The organism is Nonomuraea sp. NPDC004186 (genome assembly GCF_053603495.1).
On record NZ_JBSGFQ010000026.1, the window covers coordinates 81,356 to 104,390 of the forward strand.

At 68.0% G+C, this 23,035-nt stretch carries 22 protein-coding genes and 1 pseudogene; 10 read left to right on the forward strand and 13 right to left on the reverse strand.

Features of this window, described 5'->3' with window-relative positions; genetic code table 11:
* Positions 1 to 13: 13 nt before the first annotated feature.
* From ACWEPL_RS22120 to ACWEPL_RS22130, 3 genes are all read left to right on the forward strand, one after another.
* A complete protein-coding gene (locus ACWEPL_RS22120) occupies positions 14 to 496 on the forward strand; it encodes a general stress protein (RefSeq protein WP_452437311.1) in 483 nt (160 codons plus the stop codon).
* Positions 497 to 1,095: 599 nt separating this feature from the next.
* Positions 1,096 to 1,722: a dihydrofolate reductase family protein gene (locus tag ACWEPL_RS22125; protein ID WP_452437312.1), complete on the forward strand. Its 627-nt coding sequence runs from the start codon at positions 1,096 to 1,098 to the stop codon at positions 1,720 to 1,722.
* An 885-nt stretch (positions 1,723 to 2,607) separates the two neighbouring features.
* Complete coding sequence (locus ACWEPL_RS22130) at positions 2,608 to 3,717, forward strand: carboxylesterase family protein (RefSeq protein ID WP_452437313.1); 1,110 nt, start codon at positions 2,608 to 2,610, stop codon at positions 3,715 to 3,717.
* A gap of 1 nt (position 3,718) precedes the next feature.
* Here ACWEPL_RS22130 and ACWEPL_RS22135 read toward each other — a convergent pair whose 3' ends face one another.
* From ACWEPL_RS22135 to ACWEPL_RS22145, 3 genes are read right to left on the reverse strand one after another with little or no spacing between them, the layout of a single operon-like run.
* A complete protein-coding gene (locus ACWEPL_RS22135; RefSeq protein WP_452437314.1) occupies positions 3,719 to 6,475 on the reverse strand; it encodes a bifunctional YncE family protein/alkaline phosphatase family protein in 2,757 nt (918 codons plus the stop codon).
* A 6-nt stretch (positions 6,476 to 6,481) separates the two neighbouring features.
* The gene (locus ACWEPL_RS22140) at positions 6,482 to 7,831 is read right to left on the reverse strand and encodes a hypothetical protein (RefSeq protein ID WP_452437315.1); all 1,350 of its coding nucleotides are present in this window, start codon (positions 7,829 to 7,831) and stop codon (positions 6,482 to 6,484) included.
* The gene (locus ACWEPL_RS22145) at positions 7,828 to 8,742 is read right to left on the reverse strand and encodes an ABC transporter ATP-binding protein (protein ID WP_355208400.1); all 915 of its coding nucleotides are present in this window, start codon (positions 8,740 to 8,742) and stop codon (positions 7,828 to 7,830) included. Before ACWEPL_RS22145 ends, ACWEPL_RS22140 begins: the two co-directional genes overlap by 4 nt.
* Before the next feature lie 205 nt (positions 8,743 to 8,947).
* Here ACWEPL_RS22145 and ACWEPL_RS22150 point away from each other — a divergent pair, with 205 nt between their 5' ends.
* Positions 8,948 to 9,106, forward strand: coding sequence for a hypothetical protein (locus ACWEPL_RS22150; RefSeq protein ID WP_452437316.1), 159 nt, complete (start codon positions 8,948 to 8,950; stop codon positions 9,104 to 9,106).
* A 135-nt stretch (positions 9,107 to 9,241) separates the two neighbouring features.
* Here ACWEPL_RS22150 and ACWEPL_RS22155 read toward each other — a convergent pair whose 3' ends face one another.
* Both ACWEPL_RS22155 and ACWEPL_RS22160 read right to left on the reverse strand, forming a co-directional pair.
* Entirely contained in the window at positions 9,242 to 10,264 is a 1,023-nt protein-coding gene (locus tag ACWEPL_RS22155) for an LLM class flavin-dependent oxidoreductase (RefSeq protein WP_452437317.1), read from the reverse strand.
* 208 nt (positions 10,265 to 10,472) lie between these two features.
* Complete coding sequence (locus ACWEPL_RS22160; protein WP_452437318.1) at positions 10,473 to 10,664, reverse strand: hypothetical protein; 192 nt, start codon at positions 10,662 to 10,664, stop codon at positions 10,473 to 10,475.
* Positions 10,665 to 11,029: 365 nt separating this feature from the next.
* Between ACWEPL_RS22160 and ACWEPL_RS22165 the strand changes: the two genes are divergently transcribed.
* The gene (locus tag ACWEPL_RS22165; protein WP_452437319.1) at positions 11,030 to 12,199 is read left to right on the forward strand and encodes a hypothetical protein; all 1,170 of its coding nucleotides are present in this window, start codon (positions 11,030 to 11,032) and stop codon (positions 12,197 to 12,199) included.
* Positions 12,200 to 12,767: 568 nt separating this feature from the next.
* Positions 12,768 to 13,388, forward strand: a complete 621-nt coding sequence (locus ACWEPL_RS22170; protein WP_452437320.1) for a helix-turn-helix domain-containing protein — start codon at positions 12,768 to 12,770, stop codon at positions 13,386 to 13,388.
* On the opposite strand, the gene ACWEPL_RS22175 is transcribed toward ACWEPL_RS22170, so the two are convergent.
* Positions 13,318 to 14,208: a peptidase inhibitor family I36 protein gene (locus ACWEPL_RS22175; protein WP_452437321.1), complete on the reverse strand. Its 891-nt coding sequence runs from the start codon at positions 14,206 to 14,208 to the stop codon at positions 13,318 to 13,320. The two genes, ACWEPL_RS22170 and ACWEPL_RS22175, sit on opposite strands and share 71 nt — an antisense overlap.
* A gap of 42 nt (positions 14,209 to 14,250) precedes the next feature.
* The gene (locus ACWEPL_RS22180; protein WP_452437322.1) at positions 14,251 to 15,342 is read right to left on the reverse strand and encodes a peptidoglycan-binding domain-containing protein; all 1,092 of its coding nucleotides are present in this window, start codon (positions 15,340 to 15,342) and stop codon (positions 14,251 to 14,253) included.
* A 277-nt stretch (positions 15,343 to 15,619) separates the two neighbouring features.
* Here ACWEPL_RS22180 and ACWEPL_RS22185 point away from each other — a divergent pair, with 277 nt between their 5' ends.
* The 3 genes and pseudogenes from ACWEPL_RS22185 to ACWEPL_RS22195 form a co-directional block, all read left to right on the forward strand.
* On the forward strand, positions 15,620 to 16,030 hold the full coding sequence (locus ACWEPL_RS22185; protein ID WP_452437323.1) for a hypothetical protein: 411 nt from the start codon (positions 15,620 to 15,622) through the stop codon (positions 16,028 to 16,030).
* Between the two features lie 206 nt (positions 16,031 to 16,236).
* Entirely contained in the window at positions 16,237 to 16,365 is a 129-nt protein-coding gene (locus ACWEPL_RS22190; RefSeq protein ID WP_452437324.1) for a hypothetical protein, read from the forward strand.
* 178 nt (positions 16,366 to 16,543) lie between these two features.
* A pseudogene (locus ACWEPL_RS22195) lies at positions 16,544 to 17,113 on the forward strand (alpha/beta fold hydrolase); the annotation flags it as partial.
* Positions 17,114 to 17,128: 15 nt separating this feature from the next.
* Here ACWEPL_RS22195 and ACWEPL_RS22200 read toward each other — a convergent pair.
* The 5 genes from ACWEPL_RS22200 to ACWEPL_RS22220 form a co-directional block, all read right to left on the reverse strand.
* The gene (locus tag ACWEPL_RS22200) at positions 17,129 to 17,293 is read right to left on the reverse strand and encodes a hypothetical protein (protein ID WP_452437325.1); all 165 of its coding nucleotides are present in this window, start codon (positions 17,291 to 17,293) and stop codon (positions 17,129 to 17,131) included.
* A 53-nt stretch (positions 17,294 to 17,346) separates the two neighbouring features.
* Positions 17,347 to 17,805 (reverse strand): hypothetical protein, encoded by a 459-nt coding sequence (locus tag ACWEPL_RS22205; RefSeq protein WP_363969179.1) that lies wholly within the window; start codon positions 17,803 to 17,805, stop codon positions 17,347 to 17,349.
* Between the two features lie 2 nt (positions 17,806 to 17,807).
* Positions 17,808 to 20,126 (reverse strand): molybdopterin oxidoreductase family protein, encoded by a 2,319-nt coding sequence (locus tag ACWEPL_RS22210; RefSeq protein WP_452437326.1) that lies wholly within the window; start codon positions 20,124 to 20,126, stop codon positions 17,808 to 17,810.
* A 151-nt stretch (positions 20,127 to 20,277) separates the two neighbouring features.
* Positions 20,278 to 20,598 carry a hypothetical protein gene (locus tag ACWEPL_RS22215; RefSeq protein ID WP_452437327.1) on the reverse strand — a complete coding sequence of 107 codons (321 nt, stop codon included), beginning with the start codon at positions 20,596 to 20,598 and terminating at the stop codon, positions 20,278 to 20,280.
* Between the two features lie 282 nt (positions 20,599 to 20,880).
* On the reverse strand, positions 20,881 to 21,162 hold the full coding sequence (locus ACWEPL_RS22220; RefSeq protein WP_452437328.1) for a DUF2188 domain-containing protein: 282 nt from the start codon (positions 21,160 to 21,162) through the stop codon (positions 20,881 to 20,883).
* Between the two features lie 194 nt (positions 21,163 to 21,356).
* On the opposite strand from ACWEPL_RS22220, the gene ACWEPL_RS22225 reads away from it, so the two are divergent.
* A complete protein-coding gene (locus ACWEPL_RS22225; RefSeq protein WP_452437329.1) occupies positions 21,357 to 21,899 on the forward strand; it encodes a cysteine hydrolase family protein in 543 nt (180 codons plus the stop codon).
* A 765-nt stretch (positions 21,900 to 22,664) separates the two neighbouring features.
* On the opposite strand, the gene ACWEPL_RS22230 is transcribed toward ACWEPL_RS22225, so the two are convergent.
* On the reverse strand, positions 22,665 to 23,033 hold the full coding sequence (locus tag ACWEPL_RS22230; protein WP_363969189.1) for an STAS domain-containing protein: 369 nt from the start codon (positions 23,031 to 23,033) through the stop codon (positions 22,665 to 22,667).
* Positions 23,034 to 23,035: the final 2 nt, after the last annotated feature.

A 23,035-nucleotide genomic window follows, 5' to 3' on the forward strand; every position in this document is an offset into this window, starting at 1 on the left:
GAGGCACCCTGCCATGATCGAGACCGCTCCGGCGATCGCATCTGCGGCCGCGGGCGGCGACCGGCCGGTGGTCGGCTCCTACAACACCTGCGAACAGGCCCGTGAGGCGGTCGCCTTCCTGGCCGACAACGGTATTCCGGCGCACCGAGTGGGCATCGTCGGGGAGAACCTGCGCCTGATGGAGAACGTTCTGGGCCGGATGACCACTCCCCGTGCGGCGGGCATGGGCGCTGCGCTCGGCGCCTGGTTCGGCCTGCCTTCCAGCCTGATGGTCCTACTGGTCGCGGGCCCGTGGGCGGCGCTGCTGGCGGGGATGGCCTTCGGCGCGCTGCTCGGCGCCGCCTTCGGCGTGACCGCGTGCTGGGCCGCGCGCGGCCGAGGCGACCTGTTGACCAACCAGTCGCTGGTAGCCGCCCGCTACGCTGTCGTGGCCGACGTGGCCATCGCCGACGACGCGCGCAACCTCTTGATCAAGCACGGCTGGCGCACCGGCTGAGCCGGCAGGGCCTCCCTGCCGACGTCCGTGCCTCATCGGGCCCCGGCGAGACATCGTACGCGGGAACAGCCCCGGACGGGGCTGTTCCCGCCGGCGTGCAGAATCTCCCACACACACCGTGGAGGCCGCGATCCTGTAGCCCAGGCGGGCCAACTCGCCTTGGATCCGCCGATGCCCCCAGGTCGGATTCTCCCGCGCCATTCCGCACGATCAGTGCCTTGACCGGCCGGCGGCTGCCCGGTTCAGCACCGTGCCTTACACGCCTGACAAGATCATATCGCTCTGGCCTGCGAGAAAGGGCTAAGAACCCAAGATAACGATTGGACACGCGAGCCCGACGACAACCGCCCGCTACGACCGCCGCCCGGCCGCGACCCGGCGGGCCGCCGTGTCGCGGCTCCACATTCCCCGACCCGAGGACCTGGAGGTGTGCAAGGCACCCGGACACGCCAGCTCGGCCACCGGATCCACGCCTACCAGAATGGCGTACGTCAGTGACCGTTCCGTTGCGGCTCAGTAGCGGCTCAGTGCTCAGCACGGATGTCCAGATGCGTGCCGTCCGCCAGACTGGCGGCACACGGTCGAACAAGGAGGTCACGATGCACAACCGCGACCGTGTTTCCGGATGCGACAGAGAGAGGGCGTGGCTTATGGCACGGGTGATCTGTGACATGTCCATCTCGCTCGACGGGTACGTCACCGGCCCGAACGACAGCCGTGAGAACCCGTTCGGCGACGGTGCCTGGATGCTGCACAAGTGGATGTCCGCCCAGGCGACCGACGAGGATCGGGCCATCCTGGAGCAGGTGATCGAAGACTGGGGTGCCGTGGTGATGGGCCGCAAGTCGTTTGAGAAGAACGAGGGGGAGGGCGGCTGGGGCGCGGGTGGCCCGATGGGTGATGTCCCGTGCTTTGTGGTCACTCACCACAAGCCGACCAGGTCGTACCCGCCTGTGTTCACCTTCGTCACCGACGGAGTGGCCAGCGCGATCGAGCAGGCCAGGAAAGCGGCGGGAGACAAGGTCGTCGGGCTGCACGGCGCGACCGTCATGCAGCAGGCGCTCCCGCTCGGGCTGGTCGACGAAATCCGCGTCCATGTGGTACCGGTCCTGGTCGGCGGCGGTACGCCGTTGTTCGGCACGCTCGACTCCTCGATCACCCTCGAACGCACCCAGGTGATGGCGACCCCGGCGGCGACCCACCTCTCCTACCGCGTCGTCCGCTGACCGCGAGGAACGATGGGGTGGTTCAAGGAGACCACCAAGTCGATCGCGAGCACGATGCCCAGGGGCCATGACAGACGAAAAGGGCATCGTGCGGTGGACGTCACCGACGAGCAGCGCCTGCACGGGCCATCGGCCCGCCAGCGGTCTGGCGACGGTGTTGCGGCTCACCTTGAACTTCGCCGCGATCTCACGACCCGGCAACCCCGGCTCGGGACGCATGGCGAATCTCCGTGTAGAGCTTGGCCCTGGACATCGCCCGCGTCACCGGCGCTCCCTCGCTTGGAGTGGCGCACCGATACTCCCACCGCGACCACCGAGGTGGCTCCCAACCTCACCAACATGGCATAGCTGGCCCGCACAGCCTCAGAGCCACTACCTGCCGCGCGGCCCGCTCGCGCTGGCTGCGGGACGCCCGACCGCCCGCTCATCAACACCGAGCAGCAGCGGATCCAACCGCGTGGCGCTGCCCTGATGGGGCACTGAACTCACCAGGAGTGGCGGCTCGCTGCAGCTCTTGGAGTTCCGGGTCGACCAGGGGACACTGCCCCTTTCACCGGTGCGCACCGCGCCGTGAGGCCGTCAGGCCGTCCTGGTGGCGGCCACAGTGCGGGCTCGCCGTCAGACCACTCAACTATGCTGTAGGCGAAGTGGCGGCCGTAGTGGCCGGGATATCCCACGCACTGCCACCACGACCCGAGATACTTCCTCTACGCTGACCGTGTGGCGTCCCATGCCAGTCTCAGCGCGTTGCAATTCTCGTCGTTGCTTTCCGCAAGAATCGACTGCGTCGCGAACAGGCCTATAGCGCCCAGAGCAGCGTAGGCGACTGCGATGGCCACCGTCTCATCCACCTCATAATTCTGGGTTTGTTCGGAGGCGGTCTTCTTGACGTGGTTATTCTCGTCTTCAGTCAGGTACATTCCCTATGCCGCACCACCGACCGGGGCCCTGCGTCGGCAGCCGCCGCAGCCCCCGTCGGCCTGGAAAGACGTCAAGGACGGCAGCCGCGCGGCCCCGCGCTGCCCGCAGAACGGCAACCCCGCCGACTCCAATCCAGTCGGCACCGCCGAGGACTGCCTCTACCTGAACGTCACCGCTCCCCGGACCGCGTCCGGCAGACGGCTGCCGGTCATGGTCTGGCTGCACGGCGGCGGCTTCACCCAGGGGTCCGGCGGCGACAACGACGCCCGGCGGCTGGCCCGCCCGGGCGCGGTCGTCGTGACCGTGAACTACCGGCTGGGCGTCTTCGGCTTCCTCGGCCACCCGGGGCTGGCCGGCTCGGGCGCGTTCGGCCTGCTCGACCAGCAGGCCGCACTGCGCTGGGTACGGCACAACGCCGCGGCCTTCGGCGGTGACCCGCACAACGTCACGCTGTTCGGCGAGTCCGCCGGTGCCTTCAGCACCTGCGCCCAGCTGACCTCACCCGCAGCGACAGGGTTGTTCGACAAGGCGATCACCCAGAGCGGTGGCTGCTCGATGCGCCAGCTGGGCATCGACCCCGCCGGAGGAGACACGATCTGGCCGTCCCGGCAGGCCGGCGAGCGCATCGCCGCACCTGTCGCCGCACCTGTCGCCGAGCCGGTCGCATGCACGGACGCGACGCGGACGATGCCCTGCCTGCGCCGCGTGCCCACCTCACGACTGCTCACCGCGCAGCAGAGGGTGCCCGCCACCTGGGCACCCTCCAACGGAACGGACACACTGCCGCAGGAGCCGGGCAGTTCCCTGCGCACCGCCTTCGGCCGGGCCGCGAAGCGGGTGTCGGCAAGGTATCCGGCCGGCGCCCACGGCTCGCCTTCCCTGGCATGGGCGGCCATCGCCACCGACCGCGGCTGGACCTGCCCGACCCTCGCGGGCAACCGCCTGCTCGCCCGCAAGACCGCCGTCTATCAGTACGCTGACGCTCCTGGGAGACCTGGCGACAGCCCTGCTTGTCCTTGGGGCCGAAGCCGTACCCGCCGCTGCGGGTGGCAAGGCTGTCGCCGTTCGGCGTAGGTCAACCGTCGCGTTCGGGTGATGGCAGGAAGCCGCCTGGTACCTCGACCGGGGTGAGGATTCTGGTCTCGCCCGGGTAGGGGGTGTCCCAGTTGTGTGCCTGGTACCAGGTGAAGTGGTCCATGAGCGCGGGACTGGCGTAGTCGGGGATCGCCTTCGGCCCGGTGAAGTGCTGGTCCTTCTGCCAGGCAGTCCACTTGTCGATGGCGTCCTGCTTGTCGGAGGACACAGCAGTCGCCGCGGTGGGGGTCCCACTGTCGTTGCCGCAGGCCGGTGGGGTCGCCAGGCCGTCGGTGAGCGGCACCTGGTTGGGCACGACGTTGAACGGGGTGTAGTTGGCCTTCTTGGTGAAGGCCCGGCTCATCGGGGTGGCGGCGCTGTCCTTCTGGTTCATCGGCTGGATCCCGAGGATCTGCTCGATGGTGCGGATCACGGTGATCTGCGTGTAGTAGGTGCTGTCCACCTTGCCGTGCTGCGCCCAGGGGCTGATGATCTGCACGGGTCCGCGAGCGCCGTCGACGTGGTCGACGCCGTTCTGCGTGTCGTCCTCGATCACGAAGATCGCGGACTCCTGCCAGTACGGGCTGTGCGAGATGGTGTCGACGATCCTTCCGGTGGCCAGGTCGCTGTCGGCGACCGAGGCCACCGAGTTCGGCGGTCCGCCGGTGTGGTCGCTGGACAGCCACATCATGTTGAGGTTGGCGGGGCCGTTGGTCTGGAAGTCGCGCTTCCAGATCTCGTACCGGTAGACGTCGGGGATGTTCAGGTCGTACTTCGGATACTCGTGCACCGTGACCGCGTTGAGCGACGGGATCGGCGACTGGGTGTCGGTCTTCATGGTGGTGTCCTGGCCGGTGGCCGCCATGTTCTTGGCGTCGCAGTAGAAACCCTGCCACGTCGCGCCCGGAGGAACTGTCTCGAACATGGTGAACTCGCCGAAGTTGCGCACCGTCTTGCCTGCGGCCTGGGCGCCGGTCCATAGGAAGCCGGACCGCTGGTGGCCGAGCGCGTCGTCCTCGGTGTCGTAGCTGCGCTGGTACAGCCCGGCGCTGGACTCGGTGTACTCGGGGTTGTCCGCCTGCATGAGCCAGTTGTGGCCGTCGGCGGAGTTGGTGCCGATGGAGTAGGTGTTGTCGTAGAGGCCGAACTGGCGGACCATGGCGTGCTGGTTCGGCGTGACCTTCTCGCCGAACTGCGCCAGCGACGGGTCGCCGTTGCCGCGCGGATCGTCGCCGAACAGCTGGTCGTAGGTCCGGTTCTCCTTGACGATCAGCCAGACGTACTTGATCGTCGAGGGGTCGCCCAGGCGCTTGGGGACGGGGACGGGATGCTGCTTGTTCGCCACGGCCTGCCTGACATCGTCCTTGCCCCAGCCGTTCTGGGCGAAAACCGTGGCCGTGGACCTGGCGATCGCCCGGTCGTCGGGCAGCCTGAAGCGGAGCAGCGTGCCGGTGGAGTCGTGGGTGTTGTGGCCGGTCGCCGGAACGGTGCCCGGCCCCTTGTCGATGGTGCGGGTCGGACCGCGCTCGCCGATGCCGCGCATGTTGGTGACGATCACCTCGTCGCCGACGGTGGTCACCTCCGCCGGGTAGTAATCCATCGGGAGCAGGCCGACGTACCTGACGGGCTCCTGCGGGCGAGTGTAGCGGTAGACGGCGACCGCGTTGGCCCGGCCGAGAGTGACGAGCAGGTGACCGTCCCTGGTCAGGGTCACCCCGCTGGGGGCGTAGCCGACCTGCGACTGCGGCCACGGCTGGGTGGCGATCGTCTGGACGACCCGGTCGCGGGCGGTGTCGATGACCGAGACCGTGTCGTCGAAGGTGTTGGTGACGAACAGGGCGCCGCCGGCGGCGTGCAGCGCGGTCGGGTGCAGTCCCACGTCGATGGAGGTGACCACGGCCGCGGGATCGGCGATGTTGATCACGCTGACGGTGCCGGTGGTGGTCGCGCCGGTGACGAGGTTGGCAGGCAGCTGGGTGCCGTAGGAGTTCATCGTCGCCTCGCCGGGCTTGGCCGGGCGGCCCCCCTCGTTGCTGACGTACAGCTTGCCGCCGACCATGGCCAGGCCACGTGGCGCCGTGCCCACTGTCCAGCTCCGCTGGATCGCGCCGGTGGCCGCGTCCATGGCCACGACGCGGTTCTGGCCGTTGACGGCGACGTACACGGTCGTGCCGTCGGTGGAGAAGACCGCCTGTGCGGGCAGCGCCTTCATGGCGCCCTGCGCGGCGATGGTGATGAACGTCGGTTGGCCCAGGGTTCCATCGGCGTTGACAGGGAAGCGGTTGAAGCCGTTGATCTGCGGCAACCACAGGGTCTTACCGTCGGGAGAGTACGCGGGACCTTCCTGGCCGACGTCGTTGCCGGAGATGCGCACCCCGGCGGTCGTGGCGGTGCCCGCCTGCTGCAGCACCTTGTACGCCCGCAGGTCGACGATGGTCAGCGCGATCGAGCGGTCGTTGGTGAGGGCGGCGAGGAAGCGGCCGTCCGGACTGATGGTCGAGGCCAGCAGTTTGCCGTTGTCCACGAGCAGGCGGCGGCCGATCGACTTCACGATCTGGTCACTGGCGAGCTGCAGGCCGTCCTTGTACGTGGTGCCGACCAGGTTGGAGTCGAACCCCTCGGTGGAGGCGTAGGCCATGCCGCCGCCGGTGACGGCGATGGCCACGGAGCCCGCGACTGCGACGCGGGCCCGGCGGCTGGAACGCCACGCCAAGAGCCGGCGGTGGCTCTTGGTGATGCGCTGACGTGTGACGTGCATGGTTCATCAGCCCTTCACGGTGCTTGTGAGCAGATCGATGTTCACGTCGAACTGCCACAGGGGGTTGGGAGCGTCCCCGATGGGAGTGCGGACCTGGAAATAGCCGTTGACCTCTTTGGGGCCGTCACCGTCTGCGATGAAGCGGCCGTCCGAGGTGATGTCGAGCTGGTAGATGGCGTTGCCGAGGGCTGTGGCGCCCGGCAGGTGCCAGGACACGACGCACCGCCAGTCGTTGCCCGGCCCTTCGTCCGCGACCCGCGAGCCGCCCTTGTCGCAGGAGGCAGATGCCTGGAGCTGTGCCTCGGTGACGTCGGGGCGGCCGAGCTCGCGGGTTTGCAGCCGGTAGAGGTGGGCGAAGGCCGTGCCGAGCGAGTCCTGCACCGTGGCCTGCTCAATACCCGAGCCGGTGGCCGGGGTCGCCACGACGATCACGCCGTAGGCCAGGACGGTCAGCGCGGTCAGCGGCAGGACCCCGGACAGGATGTTCCTGGCCGACCCGTCGTAGTTCAGGTCGGTGAAGTCCCGGCGCAGGAACAGCCGGTACGCCAGGGCGGTGGCGACAACCGCCCAGGCCAGGCTCACCGCCAGGCCGATGAGGAGGGGGCCGGTCTGCACAGGGGCGGTGAAGAGTCCGCGCCAGGCCAGGAAGCCCTCGCTCGGCAGCGCCAGCCGTACCGCCGCGGGCAGCGGGAGCAACTGCGCGAGCTGGAGCACCAGGGCAAGCAGTGCGGGCATCAGCAGGCCCATGGGAGAGCGGCCGAGGACGATCGAGCCGAGGAGACCGACCGCGGCGAACGCGAGCGTGGGCGCCAGCGCGCAGGCCCAGGCGAGCAGGACCGTGCTTGCCGCGTCCCCCGGGGCGATGATGCGGCCGTCCAGGCCGACGAGCTGCCCGTTGCCGACGGCGGCCAGACCGCCCGCGATGCCGGAGGCGGTCAGCCCGATCACCAGGAGCAGGATGACGGTGAGGCTGGCCAAGCTCTTGGCCACGAAGATGCGGCGCGGGGACCGTACGGCCACCAGCAGGTGGCGCCAGGTGCCGAGCCGGTCCTCCACGGCGAACACGTCGCCGGCGACCAGCGAGGTCAGCAGCGGGAGCGCCCACGTGCAGGCGAAGTCCAGGACGACCAGTGATCCCGCCCAGCCGGTGGCGTTCATCCAGCGGCCGAAGACCGTGTCGGTGGGGAGTGAGCTCTGCAGGCTCACCACGGCCACGAACGCCGCGGGGCCGAGCCAGCAGACCAGGAGCAGCAGCCGGATCCGCCATTGGGAGAGCAGCTTGACCAGCTCGAACCGGTAACCGTTCCGTAAGGGAGCGGGGCTGGCGGCTCGGGGTTCTGCGACAGTCGCTGTCATGAAGGGTCCGTTTCCGTGAGCCTCAGGAAGGCGGCCTCGAGCGGTGGCACCACCGGTCCCAGCTCCCTGAGCGCGACCCCGGCTGTCACCAGGCGGGCGATCAACTCGTCCAGGGAGGACGTCGATCCGTGCACGACGACGTCGGTGTTCTGGCCCGGCACGAGGCGGAGCCCGGGCGTCTGCGCCGCGTGCTCCCTGGCGGCATCGGGGTCGGTGGTGACCAGCCGATAGTCCAGGTCGCCGCTCTCCGCGGCCAACTTGCTTACCGGACCGGAGAACACGGCCCGCCCGGTGGCGAGGATGGTCACCTCCGAACACAGCGCGGCCAGGTCGTCCATCCGATGGCTGGACAGGACCACCGCGGTTCCGTCGGCGGCCAGCGCGCTGATGACCCGGTGAACGTGCCGCTTGCCGGCGGGATCGAGGCCGTTGGCCGGTTCGTCCAGGACGAGCAGCCGCGGCCGGGTGAGCAGCGCGGCGGCCAGCCCCAGCCGCTGACGCATGCCCAGCGAGAAGCCACGGACCCGGTCGTCGGCGACGTCGGTGAGCCCGACCTGCTCCAGCGCCTCACTCGCGTCGACGGCGCTCTCCCGCAGCGAGGCCAGCGCCGTCAGGTTCTGGCGAGCCGTGAGCGAGGGATACAGCCCAGGCCCGTCGACGAAACCCGCAACACCATCGGGTACGGCCAGCGTCCGCCCCACCGGCGCACCGAGGATCTCCAGTCTGCCGCCGTCGGCGACCGTCAGGCCGAGCAGCAGGCCAAGGAGCGTGGTCTTCCCCGCGCCGTTGGGCCCGACGAGCCCGTGGATCTGCCCGCCCATCACGAAGAGGTCGACATGGTCAAGGGCCAGCACTTCGCCGAAGGTCTTGATGATCCCGCGTGCCCGGACCGCGGGGGGAATCGCCGCCATGTCGGTCCCCTTTGCTTGATTCCCCAACCCGGGCAATCTAAAGATCGTGATTTACCCGGAGCTGACGAACAGCCAAACTCTGCGTAAACCACTGGATCAGCCCTTATTTCAGGACTTTGGCGGCTAGGGACTGACTAGGCCTCGAGGATGGCGCCGTCCCGGCGAGCGACATCGAGCACGCCGTGGGCGCCGGTGACCTGGCGGCGTGCTCGGCCGTGCCAACGGGCTGTGGCTGCACGTGTGGCGGTGCGCCGTACGCCGCGACGACTTTGCCGGTCTCGCCCGGCTGGCGTCCCTGTGGGTGGCATCTGCTCCCCCGCACCTGCCCGCCCAGTTCGTCTCGACCTCGCCGATCCAGTTGTGACCCCAAGGGAGACGCCCCGGCCGCGGTGCCAGTCGGACATGCCTACTAGGAAAACGTCCTCCTCGGTGACGTAACGGAAGGCCCAGCTGGTGTCGCACGGAAGGTTGTCCGCCGTCAGCGTCAAATGGCTGAAGGTCAACGCCAGCCGATCGCGGGGGCGACGTGGGTCAGGACCGATTCGAGGAGATGGGCGTTGTAGTCCACGCCGAGCTGGCTGGGCACCGTCAGCAGCAGCGTGTCGGCCGCGGCGATCGCCTCGTCGGCGGCCAGTTCCTTGACAAGGACGTCGGGCTCGGCGGCGTACGTGCGGCCGAAGATGGCCCTGGTGGTGGCGTCGATGAAGCCGACCTGGTCGGAGCCGCCGCTCTCGTGACCGAAGTAGGCGCGGTCGGTGTCGGTGACGATCGGCATGATCGAGCGGCTCACCGAGACCCGCGGCTCACCCTCGTGACCGGCCTCCTTCCATGCCTGCCGGTAGGCCGCAATCTGCTCGGCCTGCTGGACGTGGAACGGCTTGCCGTTCTCGTCGTCCTTGAGGGTGGAGCTCATCAGGTGCATGCCCAGCCCGGCGGCCCACTTCGCGGTCGCGTTCGAGCCGGAACCCCACCAGATCCGCTCGCGCAGCCCTTCCGAGTGCGGCTCGACGCGCAGGAGGCCGGGCGGGTTGGGAAACATCGGCCGCGGGTTCGGCTTGGCGAATCCCTCGCCGTCCAGCACCTTGAGGAAGACCTCGGCGTGCCTGCGCGCCATGTCCGCGTCGGTCTCGCCCTCGGCCGGCTCGTAGCCGAAGTAGCGCCAGCCGTCGATCACCTGCTCGGGTGACCCGCGGCTGATGCCGAGCTGCAGCCGGCCTCCCGCGATGAGATCGGCCGCGCCGGCGTCCTCGGCCATATAGAGGGGGTTCTCGTACCGCATGTCAATGACGCCCGTGCCGATCTCGATCCGGCTCGTTCTCGCGCCAACTGCCGCCAGCAGGGGGAACGGGCTCCCGAGCTGCTGGGCGAAGTGGTGGACCCGGAAGTAGGCGCCGTCGGCACCGAGCTCCTCGGCGGCCACGGCCAACTCGATCGACTGCAGCAGGGTGTCGGACGCGCTGCGCGCCTTCGAGTACGGCGAGGACGACCAGTGCCCGAAGCTCAGAAACCCGATCTTTTTCACACGTGCTTCAACCCGCGCCGGCCCAGGGACATTCCGGACGGCCCGCAGCCACAAGTCCCTCGGTGGCCAGGTGCCCATAGGACTCGCCGTCGCTCCGATCGGCGGAGTGGTAACGGCCGTCCCTCCTGCCCTACCGCGCCAACCCGCGGCATCACACGAGGCTGTAGCCACGTCGTCTGATCGTGAGTCACGGTGAGCCACAGGTGATTCACGCCCCCGCCCGTATCTTGCCGACCTTCCGGTTGGTCGCCCGCACCGCCTTCAGCACCAGCCGCACGAGCATCCGGGCACTGTCGTGATACAGGTGCGGCAACAGCGAGACATAGGTGTCGGCGGTCAGCACGATGCCGGCATGCCTCAGCGTGCGCTGCACCACCTTGAACTCGGTACGCGACGCCAACGCTTTCGTGACTCCTCCGTGGCATAGGTCGTGCCGCCGGATCGTCGGCACGTCCGCCGCATCAGGCCCCACACCCTGCAGGTCCAGCGCCCCGCGATGACCTCCGAAGCAGGGGTGCACCCGTCCTCGCGAAGCGGTATGCCATCGCGGTGCCAGGAGCCGACGGTGCCGTGCCACGCCCCGTCGTCACCGGCACAGGGAAAGGAATTATGCCGCGTCTCGGACCAAAAGCGCTGATCAGGCACTCGCAACAACGTCAAAAAGGCGTCACGTGAGCGGCAGATCCAGCATCCCGGGCATGGCCAGAAACTGCCCCGAGCAGAGCTCTCCTTCTCTGGTCCTCCCCCTTCCTTGAAGAGATCTTCGTGACTCGGTATGCCATCGAGCGTGCCCACAACACGCTTCTCGCGCAGTGGAGCACCGGCATCGGCGACACCGCCATCGTCGTGGCCCGGCTGACCCACGACCAGCTCCACCAGAACACCCGCCGACTCGCCGCCGAGCTGACCCGCCTGTCGCACCTCTGCTGGCGCTCGTACACGCACCCCGCCAGCTCCGCCGACCGGCACAGCCCTCACAGTCTCGGCTGGCACCGGCAACAGGAACGGGACGCCTTCACCACGATCCTCCCCACCCTGACCGCCACCACGCGACCCACCGACCAGCCGATCGGCACCAAGGTCGAGCGAGCCGCTCACGCCGTCGCCCGTGCCCTGCGCGTGCTCGGCACCTCTCAGCTCACCACGCACGTCACCACCGACATCGCCGCCGAACTGGCCGCCATCGAACAAGCCGAACGCGGCGACCTGTCCGACCGCGCCCAGCAAGCCGTCGCCCTCAGCCGCGAAGACGCCTCACCCCTGCAGATCTCCCAAGCCGACCGCCTGCTGCACGACAACCCCTTCGGCAGCCAGGACCTGTTCACGCAGGTAGATCCCACCGCGGCCGCCATCGCCGCCGCCCACTGGTTCTACGCCGCCGTCACCATCACCGCCCAGCACACCGGCATGCACCCGATCCAGGTGGTCGCCAGCGCCGAGCAGCACGACAAACCCCTCGCCCTCGAAAGCCTCACCGACATCACCACAGCCATGAACGCCGGCACCCGAACCCGGCACGTGGCCATGCCCCTCATCCGCAACGCCCTCCACATCGCCGACGGCCACCTGCGCGGCATCCTCGAAGTCCAACACCGCATCACCGCCGCCCAGCACCTCATCAGCAAGGCCCAGGCCGACCACCCCGAACTCGACCTCAGCCCCGACACCATCCACCTGCCCCTCACCTCGCTCGACCCCGCCCGGCCCGCCCCCGACCTCCTCGACAACCTGCTCCACGGCATCCACACCTGCTGGCGCCTCTACCAGCACCACACCGACCCCCAACGCCCCGCCCCCGCAAACGTCGACAATTCACGGCAACCAACAACTCCGCCAAACATTCCTCACCGCGACCCGAGAAGAAGCAGCGGCCCGAAGCGAACGACTGCTGTAGCACCCAGAGAGCATGCCGACCTCGGATATAGCGCCATATGAGCACTGTCGTCGGAGGTTGCTCCCATGGCATGGCCTGCTCCAAGTACGCGGCGACCTGGAGCAGGCCCACACCCATAGGCGGGCAATCTGCGCGCCGATTCGGATGCTCCAGGCATGAACGCCATCTGCAAGCGAATCATCAGCACCGCACATACCGCTTCGTGAACGTAACCTCGCTGTGCACAACGGCTGCTCGACGGCTGCTCGTATGGGTTCGATCGGCTGTGAACCTCGAGCCTCTCCACCGAAGCCGGATCGACGCAGCCGCGCCGTGGAAAGGGATCAATCGACACATGATGCCGTTAGTCAAGAACGCATGGTTGCTCGGTGGTTGCTCGCGTGTACGCAATACGGCCCGGCACGCATGAGCACAGGCCGACACAACACCGGAAAGAATCCCGGCCACAGCAATACAAAACAACCCTCGGCGGCACTGAGCGGCACCAATCGAGCCGACTCATAATCCGTGGGTCATGGGTTCAAGCCCCACTCGCCCTACTCTTCAATACCGCGTCCGACCTGGGGTTTCTCGGTTCCCATCGGCCTCTGATCTCGTTTTTGATCACGGTTGGCCAGCTGGAACGGGCTGCGAGTGCCGACAATCGCGGCCAGACTGGGCTGTCACCCGGAAACGGTGCGCCGACGGTTACACCGGTTCAACGGCGAAGGGATCGATGGCCTCGGCGATCGGCCCGGGCCTGGGCGACGACCGAGGCTCGCGGTGATGATGCAGGCCATCGACACCCAGCTGACCGGACAGCCATTGCGGGCAATCGTGTCGCTGACACCCGGCGGGCTGGATGCTGACTTCGAGCCACCACTGATAACCCTGGCGCTCGGGCCCCCCGGGGTGCATCTGTTGACCGATGCCATCAATCCGGCTACCCCAACCGGCCCGCCTCGGAGCGGCCGTCGAGCAACTGTCCGCGACACACTGCCGATTCTCATGACCGCAGAAACTCGTCGGGGCCATCATGACGGCCAACCGTCGCGGCCGGTGGCCGCGACGGGCAGTGCGGTGGCGAGGGCTATGCTGCCGAGCGCAATCGCGATGGTGAGCCGCGCGTGCAGTCGTGCAGTTCTGGCGGACATCCTGACATTCGAGAGACTGCAGTGCGCTATCGGATGTTGTAGCCCTGGGAAGTCCAGAACGAGGTCGGGTTCGGGTTTTCCAGCCTCGGGTCGTTGACGCTCTTGGCCGCGAGCGTCCGCTGACCAAGGCGCATCTCGACGTGTGTGTGGGCGTTCGAACCGGACGACACCCCGCGCCACGATTCGGTGGCGATGACCTGGCCACGGCTGATCTGCTGGCCCTGGCTCAAGGAGGACGACGGAGCGGTGTGCAGGTAGATCACCGTCTTGTCCAGCGCGGCGTTGTAAATGGCGATCGTGGAAAGCCCCCGGCCGCCGGTCGTCCCGCGCACGACATTGATGACCTTGCCGCTCACCAGGGAGTGGACTTGCGCGCCCAGGCCGCGAGCGAAGTCGATGCCCTCGTGCCGGCCGGAGATGTGTTTGTAGCCGTCGAAGCCGACGACGAGCCGGCCTCTGGCCTGATACAGCGCGTACGACATGTCCACGCGGGCTGGGGTCGACGGGCTGAACTGGTGTGAGGCGTTCTGATTCTTGAGAGTGGAGTTGAGGTTGCCTTTGGCGCCTGGCGGGAAGTCCTGATATTCGCCAGCGTGGTTGCTGTTGTAGTAGACGCGGACGGTGGTGCCGGTGCGGTTCCAGGCGGAGGCAGCGGCATTCTTGACGCATTGGCCTTGGCCGTTGCCAGGTCCCTTGAAGTCGTAACAGGACGGCTGCTTGGTGCCGTAGTCGGCGACGGATCCGGTGAAGTCCGAGATGGATCCTTGGTTGCCGCTGTTGAAGTAGTAGCAGAATTCGCCGCTGTCGCACACGCCGTCACGGCCGGCGGCCGCGAGGGGCGGCGCGGTGGCGAGGACTGTGCCGCCGAGCGCCATCGTGACGGTCGCGGTGGTGAGGGTCCTGCTGAGCGTTCTCATGGTTTCTCTTTCTGCTTGCGGATCGCGGGTTGTGCAGGGGAGTCAGCGGCGCTGGTACTCCTCCCAGGTGCGGATGGTGACCTTCGGGCCGTCGTCGGGGCCGCGGTTGGCGAGCCCGTTCAGGCCGAGGTAGTAGTCACCGATCTGGTGCTGCGCCTGGCTGGAAAGGTCGGTGTCGCTGATGGCGGCTGCATGGATGTGCCACGGCCAGTTGCCTTGATCGGGGCTGCGCACCCATGCCGCGAAGCCGACCTGACGCAGCGCGCGGACGATCGCGGTGCGGGTGGCGGAGCTCATTTGTTTGACCGAGATGTCCACGACGCCGCCGCCGTCGTGGGTGCCCGCGGACGTGGGGTCGCCGCCAGGGTTGTACGACCCCTGCTCGAGCACGAGTTCGCGGCCGAGCAGCCGCTTCGCCTCGCCCAGCATGCTCCGCGTGCGGGTGTTGAGGACGAAACGGCCGCTGGACACCCGGCCGCCGGGGTCGACGATGTGGGTGAGTGTGAAGCGGCCGGCTCCGAGCCTGGGGAGCGACGCCTTACCCGGCAGGCCGTTGGCATCGAGACCGGTGTAGCCGAGCGACTTCTGGAACTTCGCGTAGGCGGCGACTGTCGCGGTGCCGAAGTAGCCGTCCACCCATTTCGCGTCGAGCAGTTGCCGGTCACGCAGCGCCCGCTCGACGAGGAGCACGCCGGCCTTCGCGCCTGGGGTCAGCGTGTCGTCAGGTCGCCGCGGGTCGATCTGGGCTGCCTTGACAGTGGCTTCCATGTTCACGCTGGGGAGCGCCGCAGCCTGGTGCACGAAGGTGTCGTCGTCAGGGGAGGGCCGGCGGCAGCCGGACAGTGTGCGGCTCGGGCCCATCCGCGGCGCCTCGATCGCCTTCTGCGGAAGCACCTCGAAGCGGGCGCTGTAACCGTCGGCATCGACGTCGGCCCGATGCTTGAACGAGGTCCTCGTGTAGCCTTCCGGGCTTTCGGCGGCGACCGGCAGTTCGGCGACGGCGTTCCGGAGCAGTGGTGGCCCGGCGTGTTCGACATGTGACCCAGCAGCGGCCGGAGCCGAACCGGCAGCGATGGCCGCGGCCACTGCCAAGATCGCGCTGCCGGTTGTTGCCAAAATGGGGCGTCCAGCCACGAGCGTGATCCTCCAGTATCGATCAATCGCTCTAAGTAAGCGATCACTCGCGCTAAGTAATCATGCTGAGTCGTGACTGCATCACTGGCGGCATGGTGACAGCCACCTGGCCTGTCGACCTTCGGGGCATTTGAACCCGGCAGTGGGCCCGCTGCTTGACGTCTTGCGCCCAGGTCGGTCGCCGAGAGGGCCCTGCTGCCACATCACCTCCATTGCACATTTAGTAAATAAAGCAATACTTAGAGCGAGCATCGAGATCTTCGCATCCCGTTCGGCGATGGCGACCAGGAAAGGAATCCGCGCCGGCGCCGCGGTCGCCGGGGCGCTTCTGTCTGGCTGCCTGCTGGCGGGCTTACCCGCGCTGGTCTGGCCCGCGTCCGCCGACAGCGTCGCCGCCCGGTTCACCACGGCGCAGCCGGACTGGCGGCCCGGGCAGAGCACCCGCTCCGCCACCGTCGCGCTGGCCTTCCAGCAGAACGGGAACCTCGTCCTGGTCCATCGGAGCACCGGGAAAGCGCTGTGGGCGTCAGGCACCCGAGACCGGGGCGTGGTCCGGCTGGTGTGGACCAACACCGGGTTCATCCGGCTCAAGAACGCCGCCGGCAACGACGTGTGCACCATCGGCAAGCTCAAGCCAGCCTCCGGCGGGCACGCGAGCATCCAAGACGACGGCAACTTCGTCTTCTAAAGCCAAACGGTGTCCCCTCATGAGCGTCGGACACCGACGATCTCAAGCAAGGCACCACCAACTACTGCTTCGGTTAGGTCCCAGGGCCTGCCGGAGGCCGGCCGGGCCCCGACGCCACCACCACGCTCTCGGCCGGACATCCTGCTGCCGATCGTTATCGCCTGGAGCAGGCTGTCCTGTCCGGCACGCCATTCATCTCCCTGGTCGTGGCCAGGCTGATGTGGTCGCCCCAGCTATCCGTGCGCGCCGCCGCCGGAGCGGGCCTGCTGTTCGCCGCAGCCGCGCTGACCAGGAAGATCGCGCTGCCGCTGCCGCTGCTCGTCGTGCTCGTGTGATTCTGTCGATGAGCAAGGGAGCCAGATGTCGGCGAGTTTGGGCGCCATTTGAAGATCAGCGGCCTGAAAGTGTCGATGAGTTTTGACGCCAGTACTTGGATCTCGGCTGCCTTACACTCACGTCCATGACCGTGGCCTTGATCGAATTGGGTGAGGGTACGCAGCTACGGGGCATTCGTTCGGAACCAATCTGGTCGGCTATTTCTTGCTGGCCCATCCCGAGCGCGTGGCCGGACTGATTCAGATTGCCGGGCCGTTTCTGGATCCTTGGCGGGAAGCCGACCGAGCAGCACAGCGAGCACGACGCACTGATGACCAGCAGATCAGGCTCGATGAACTGGATGCGCGCCAATCGCGCACAGAAGCCGAGGAGATCGAATACCTCACGCTGGCGTGGTCTACTGACCACGCCGACCGAACTCGGGCCTGGGAATGGGCGCTGGCATCAGCCCGCACGCTACGGCCTATCAACTACGCGATGAACGCCCAGCTCAACGCGGCCAAGAAGGCTGATCCTCTCGAATCACACGTGGACGAACTTCGCGAGCGCCTGCCGTCCGGCGCGTTGATCATCGGCGGAGCTGGCGACAGCCGCCCCGCTGATGCCCTACGACGCCTCGGGACACGCCTCAACTGCGAGGTCATCATCGTCCCGGATGCGGGGCACCATCCGTGGCTGGAGGCACCGGACCAGTTCGGTGCGGCGTTCCGTGCTGCAGTGGAGGAGCAGACCCGAAGGGCTAGCTGACGGGCCAACGCCCACCTATGCCAGACACGCCCGGGGCTCAGTGCAGGAAGGCATCGGGCACAGCGCGACCGTCGCCCGGCCGGCGTCGATGTGCTCGCCGTCCTGCGTGACCAGCTCGAACGGACCTCGTAGCAGCAGCGGGCCGTCCGCGCACGGAGTCACGGTCACCACTTCCCTCATCCGCCTCACCTGCCCACAACGCGGTCCCGCTACCGTCGCGTCGAAGCTGTGACCTAGCCGGCCACGACGAGGGCCTGGGGTGCGGCCTGTTTCATGCGGGTGCGCAACCACAGGAGCTGGGTGGCGGTCTCGGCCTCACATCGCGCGACGGCCCGTACCAGCTGCTCGTCGCGCGCCCCTTGCGCCGCCTGCCCGATCAGGGTCCACGCCACGTCGCATTCGGCCGCCATCAGGTACAGGTCGTGCAGGTCGCGCAGCAGGCCGAGGCCGCCCTCACGGGTGCCGGTGAACAGGGCCGAGTGCAGCCGCTGAGGTTCGTCGGGGGCGTGCTCGGCGTAACGTTCGACGAACGGCGCCAGCTCGGTCTCATGGTCGTCGCACTGTTCGGCCAGGCGATGGCACAGGCGGAAGACGTCCGCCTCGTCCTGGTGCCCGTCCGCCACGTCGCGAAGGGCGCCGGCCAGTTCCCGCTCCGATCGGTGCAGGAGCCCGAGGTAGTGGGCGAGGAACACGCTCAGCCTCCGATCCTGGTCAGCCGGACCGCGGTGACCTTGTAGAGGGGTTGTTTGGAGACCGGGTCCCAGCCGGTGGCCGTGACCTCGTTGGCGGCGCGCGGTGGTGCGCCCTCGGCCAAGTCCCAGTAGCCGTAGTGGAATGGGACGAACACCACGCCCCGCCGTACCGCGCGCAGTCGTGCACGGGCCTGTAGGGTGCCGCGCGGCGACTCGATGCGGATCATGCCACCTTCGGCAATGCCCATTTCGTCGGCGTCCTGCGGGTTGATCTCCACCCACGAGTCGGGAGCGGCGCCTTCGAGCTGCGGGGCTCGGCCGGTCTTGGTGCGGGTGTGGAAATGGTGCACGGTCCGCCCGGTGGTCAGCAGCATCGGGTACGCGTTCGTGGGCGCCTCGGGCGAGGCATGGTACGGCTCGGCGTGCAGGAAGGCACGACCGCCCGGCTGCCGGCCCACATAGTGTTCGCGGCCGTATTCCGCTCCGGTCGTCAGGTCCTGGCCGTAGGTCTCGCAGTAGCCAGGGTCGGTAGGGAACCGTCCATCGGTGTAGAGCCGCTCGGTCCCGCCGGGAGCCGACGGCGTGCACGGCCATTGAATGCCGCTGCCGCCGCGCAACCGGTCGTAGGACAGGCCGGTGTAGTCGCAGGGACGGCCGGCCGAGCAGGCCTTCCACGCCTCGAACGCCGACTCTGGATCGTGCCAGGTGATGAGCGGTTTGCCGTCGCGGTCGCGGAAGTGCATGCGCCGCGCGTAGTCCAGGAAGATGTCCAGATCGGGCCGGGCTTGTCCCGGCGGCTCTACGGCCTTCTCCGACAGGTGCACGGTACGGTCGGCGTTGGTGAACGTCCCCAGCTTCTCGCCCCAGGTCGCCGCCGGCAACACCACATCCGCCAGCTCGGCCGTCTCAGTGAGGTAGAGGTCCTGCACCACCACGAACAACTCCTCGCGGGACAAGATGCGCCGGATCCGCGCCAGATCGGGCAGCGACACCGCCGGATTGGTAGCCGAGATCCACAGCAGCCGGATCGAGCCTTGCTCGGCGTAGCGGAAGATCTGCATGGCGTGCGTCGGCGGCGCCCAGTGCGGGATGACGGACGGCTCGACGTTCCACAACTCGGCGAGCTCGTTGATGTGCGCGGGGTTGTCCCAGTTGCGAAACCCCGGTAGGTCTCCGTCGGCGCCGGTCTCGCGGGTGTTCTGCGCGGTGGGCTGCCCGTTCATCTGCAGCACGCCCGCTCCCGGCCGGCCCAGCATGCCACGCAGCAGATGGAGGTTGTTGACCTGGCAGGCGGCGGCGGTGGCCTGATTGGACTGGTAGAAGCCCTGCAACACGGTCGACAGCAGCCGCTCGCACCCGCCGAGGAGCTCCGCTGCCTGCTCGATCCTGGCGACCGGCACGTCGCAGATCCGCGCGGCCCGCTCCGGAGGGCAGCCGGAGACGACACGGCACAGCTCCTCGAATCCGACGGTGTGCTCGGACACGTACCGAGGGTCGTGCCAGCCGCGCTCGACGATCCGGTGGATCAGCGCGTTCATCAGTGCCAGGTTGGTGCCGGAGCGGACGGCCAGGTGCACGTCGGCCTCGCGCGCCACCGGCGTCTCACGCGGATCGACGGCGATCAGCGCGGGCGCGCGCGGCCCTCGGCGGCGATCCAGCATCCGCTCCCACAGGACCACCTGGGTCTCGGCCACGTTGTGCCCCCACAGCGCGATCGTGTCGCAGTGGTCGACATCGGCGTACGAACCCGGCTGCCCGTCCGTACCGAAGCTCGCCTTCAGCGACGCGGCGGCCGTCGCCGTGCACAGGCGGGTGTTGCCATCCATGTGCGGAGTGCCGATGCCCGCCTTCCCGATCACCGCCAGCGTGTAGTACTCCTCCAGGAACAGCTGGCCACTGGTGTAGAAGCCGACCCGGCCCCACCCGCCCGGCCCTTCGAGCAACTCGCGCGAGCGGGCCACGATGCGGCCCATCGCGGAGTCCCAGTCCGACTCAACCAGCCGGCCCCCGTCGCGCACCAGGGGACGGGTCAGCCGGTCGATGCTGTTGTTGGCCTGCCAGCCGTACAGATCCTTCGGGTCGAGCCGCCCGCGATTGACCCGATCACCGGCGCGCCCGCGCACACCCACGATGCGGCCGCCTTTGACAGCGATGTCCATCGCGTCGCCGTTGGAGTGCAGGATGGAGGCCGACTGCGCCCACGACTCGACCTCCGCCTCCGCCAGATCGCCTTCGAGCTGGGTGTCCACGCGGACCGGCCACTCCTCTCCCGGGCCGTACGGCATCCGGGGACCCCAGGGATGGGCGACGCGATCAGACATGTCCACGATCCTTCCCGAGCGAATGATCGCCCTTGCATGGCCGGCATATTCTGGGGTGAGCGAGACGGGACAGTCCCGCGCGTTACGGCGATATCGGGGAAGAAGGGGCAGCCCGGCGACCCCCGGGCCTTGATCCTTCCGGAGCCCCGGCTCAGCCGAGGGCCTTTTCCAGCTGTGCCTTGCTCATCTTCGAGCGGCCCTTGACGTTGCGGCGCTTGGCCTCGGCGTACAGCTGATCCCTGGTACGGCCGCCCGCGCCGGAGTTCGAGCGCAGCCCGCCCCGCCGGCTCGAGGAGATGTCCTCGGTGGAGGTACGGCTCGCGGTCTTCGACTCGCCCGCCCTGGCCCGTTCCTTGTTCACGGTGCGGGCGGCGATCTCGGTCGCGCGCTTGGTGCTTTCGCCCCGCCGCTTGGCACTGTCCTTGATGTGTTGGTACTGCCGTTCCCGCTTACGGCTCGATCCGCGAGGCATACGTCTTCCTCCTCAGGAGAAGCATCGGAATCCCTCGTCCACTACCCCGACGAAACCGACGAAACGACCCGGCGCTTCGTACGAATGCAGCTGGCAGCGGCGGGGCGACCGCGCTGCGGATGGCGCCCCCTTTCCCCTGATGGGCTGCGTTCGGGCATGCGGCATGCTCACTGGCACGTCAACAAACGGCGCCTGTCAGCGGCCGCTGACCGCTCTGGCGAGATCATCGAAAGGCCAGACGTCCCCAGGGCAGGCGGCATGCCCGTTGCATGAGTTGTCGGGTCAGCCCGTCGGCGGATGGGGATCGTTACCGGGCTCGATGGTGCGCTGGTCGCGTACCTGCCCGTCAATACCGTGGATGCGCAACTCGCCGCCGCCGTCGCGCCGGAGCAGTTCGCCGGCCCGCTGCACTGCCGCCGCCTGGGTGTCCGCCGTGAACAATGCGCGCTGACCGCCCGGCTTCGTGACCGCCCAGCTGCCATCAGGGCGTTGCACCACGTCTCTGGAGTTGGCCTGACCTGCCATGAGAGAACGCCTCTTTTCGGTGATCGCAAGAAGACTCACCCGTGCCCTGATATCGGGAGCCTAGTCATAGAGGGCCCATCGGAAAGGGAAGTAGCGGCGAAACCGCCTCGGGCCAGGTGATAGATCGAGCGGACGTCATGATCTGCCCTGCGATTGGCCTCGTTGGCCCTCCAATAGGGCCATGGTGCGGCTGTGCTGGGATGAACCGGTAGCGGCTGGAGATGACAGGAGCTATGGCAAGGTCAGCGCTGGTCGTCATCGACATGCTCAACCCGTACGAACACCAGGACGCCGCGCAGCTTGCCCGGCAGGTCGCGACGATCATCGAACCGCTGGCGGATCTGGTAGCGCGCGCCAATGAGCGTGACGATGTCGAACTGGTGTATGTCAACGACAATTACGGTGACTTCGCCGCCGACCGGCGCGGGATCGTGGCGAAGGCGCTGAACGGCAAGCGGGCGGACCTGGTAGAGCCGATCCTGCCGCCGCCCGGGTGCGCGTTCCTGCCGAAGGTGCGCCACAGCGCGTTCTTCGGCACCTCCTTGGAATACCTGTTGGCTCACCAGCAGGTGGAAACGGTCGTGCTGGCCGGGCAAGTGACGGAACAGTGCGTGCTGTACAGCGCGTTGGACGCGTACGTGCGGCACTACAAGCTGACCGTGCCGCCGGACTGCGTTGCCACCATTCACGAGGACCTCGGTCAAGCAGCCCTACGGATGATGGAACTCAACATGTCCGCGCACCTCATCCCGTCGGGTGTCTGCTTCGCCTCCTGAGCGCCGATTCGTCTCACAGCCTCGATACGCCGCCCATGGCGGGCGACCGATGAAGCGCATGATCGAGCCCGATCATCACAATCACACCCACTCGGGCGTCCAGTCCGACATGGGGAGGGGGACGGTTGGCCCCGGATCCACCGCAGCCTGCTGGAGTCACAGATCCTCATCGTCGCCGCGCCGACGTGGGTAGGTCATCTGGTCGCGGTCGCAGAAGCGCCGGCCGCCATCCCGTTCCTGCCCCACCCCAGTGACGCTCGACGCATCACGGACGGACACCAGCGATACCGCACGGACCGGAGCGTCACCCAGCTGTCGTCCACCTCGAACGACAAAGCGCCGGGTCGGCCCCTGCCTGCCGGACTCTCGTGGCCGGTTCGGCCCGCGCGAGGACGCCCTGGCCGACCAGGCGTTCGAGCTTGACGGAGAGCCTCTCGGTGCTTCTCGAAACGATGAGCAGACCCAGCACCTCGCTCCCATCCCGAGCCCGTAAGGAGAGCAGTCGAGGTCGGCGACGGTGTCCAGAATATGCTAGTAGGCGCGATGGCTGGCCGGGGCGCGCGGAAGTTGGCGGGACGTTCTCTACTGAAGCAGGGTCTTGCGGGTGATGCGCAGGTGCTCGAGCGTTGGCCCGAAGATGCATCCGACCGCGATCAAGCCGCTGTTGAGGAGCTAACCGGCCACACCGCGAGCGGTGGGAGCAGGGCGCGCCCAGCCACTCCGTCCACGATAGGTCGTCCTGGCCCCCGACCAGGGCGACCCTGACTATGCCGTCTCGGGGGGCTCGTTAGACCCGCGTGCCCGCATGGCGGCGATCGCCTGCTCGATATGGTCATGGACGGTGACCGCCTGCCAAGTGTCGGTCATGGTCAGCAGCCGGGCCACCGAGGGCTGTATTCCGGCCAGGTGCAGCTCCGCGTTGTGGGCGCGCGCGAGGACGGAGGCGTTGATCAGAGCGGCCAGGCCGGAACAACCCAGGAACGACAGCCCGCTGACGTCGATGATCAGGTGCTCGTCCAGGCGCCGGCGCTCGTGATCGAGGTAGGCGTTCAGCTCGATGGAGTTGCTCGCATCCACCTCGCCGATCACCGTGATCAGCGTGGCTCCCGGGAAATGGCCGCTTCTCAACGTCATCA

Coding starts and splice junctions, on each gene's coding strand:
- ACWEPL_RS22145 (WP_355208400.1), bottom strand. CDS start 8,742: ATGGCGGCGATTCCCCCCGCGGTCCGGGCACGCGGGATCATCAAGACC.
- ACWEPL_RS22225 (WP_452437329.1), top strand. CDS start 21,357: ATGGCAAGGTCAGCGCTGGTCGTCATCGACATGCTCAACCCGTACGAA.
- ACWEPL_RS22135 (WP_452437314.1), bottom strand. CDS start 6,475: ATGCACGTCACACGTCAGCGCATCACCAAGAGCCACCGCCGGCTCTTG.
- ACWEPL_RS22175 (WP_452437321.1), bottom strand. CDS start 14,208: ATGAGAACGCTCAGCAGGACCCTCACCACCGCGACCGTCACGATGGCG.
- ACWEPL_RS22230 (WP_363969189.1), bottom strand. CDS start 23,033: ATGACGTTGAGAAGCGGCCATTTCCCGGGAGCCACGCTGATCACGGTG.
- ACWEPL_RS22120 (WP_452437311.1), top strand. CDS start 14: ATGATCGAGACCGCTCCGGCGATCGCATCTGCGGCCGCGGGCGGCGAC.
- ACWEPL_RS22210 (WP_452437326.1), bottom strand. CDS start 20,126: ATGTCTGATCGCGTCGCCCATCCCTGGGGTCCCCGGATGCCGTACGGC.
- ACWEPL_RS22140 (WP_452437315.1), bottom strand. CDS start 7,831: ATGACAGCGACTGTCGCAGAACCCCGAGCCGCCAGCCCCGCTCCCTTA.
- ACWEPL_RS22185 (WP_452437323.1), top strand. CDS start 15,620: ATGGCGACCAGGAAAGGAATCCGCGCCGGCGCCGCGGTCGCCGGGGCG.
- ACWEPL_RS22215 (WP_452437327.1), bottom strand. CDS start 20,598: ATGCCTCGCGGATCGAGCCGTAAGCGGGAACGGCAGTACCAACACATC.
- ACWEPL_RS22200 (WP_452437325.1), bottom strand. CDS start 17,293: ATGAGGGAAGTGGTGACCGTGACTCCGTGCGCGGACGGCCCGCTGCTG.
- ACWEPL_RS22125 (WP_452437312.1), top strand. CDS start 1,096: ATGCACAACCGCGACCGTGTTTCCGGATGCGACAGAGAGAGGGCGTGG.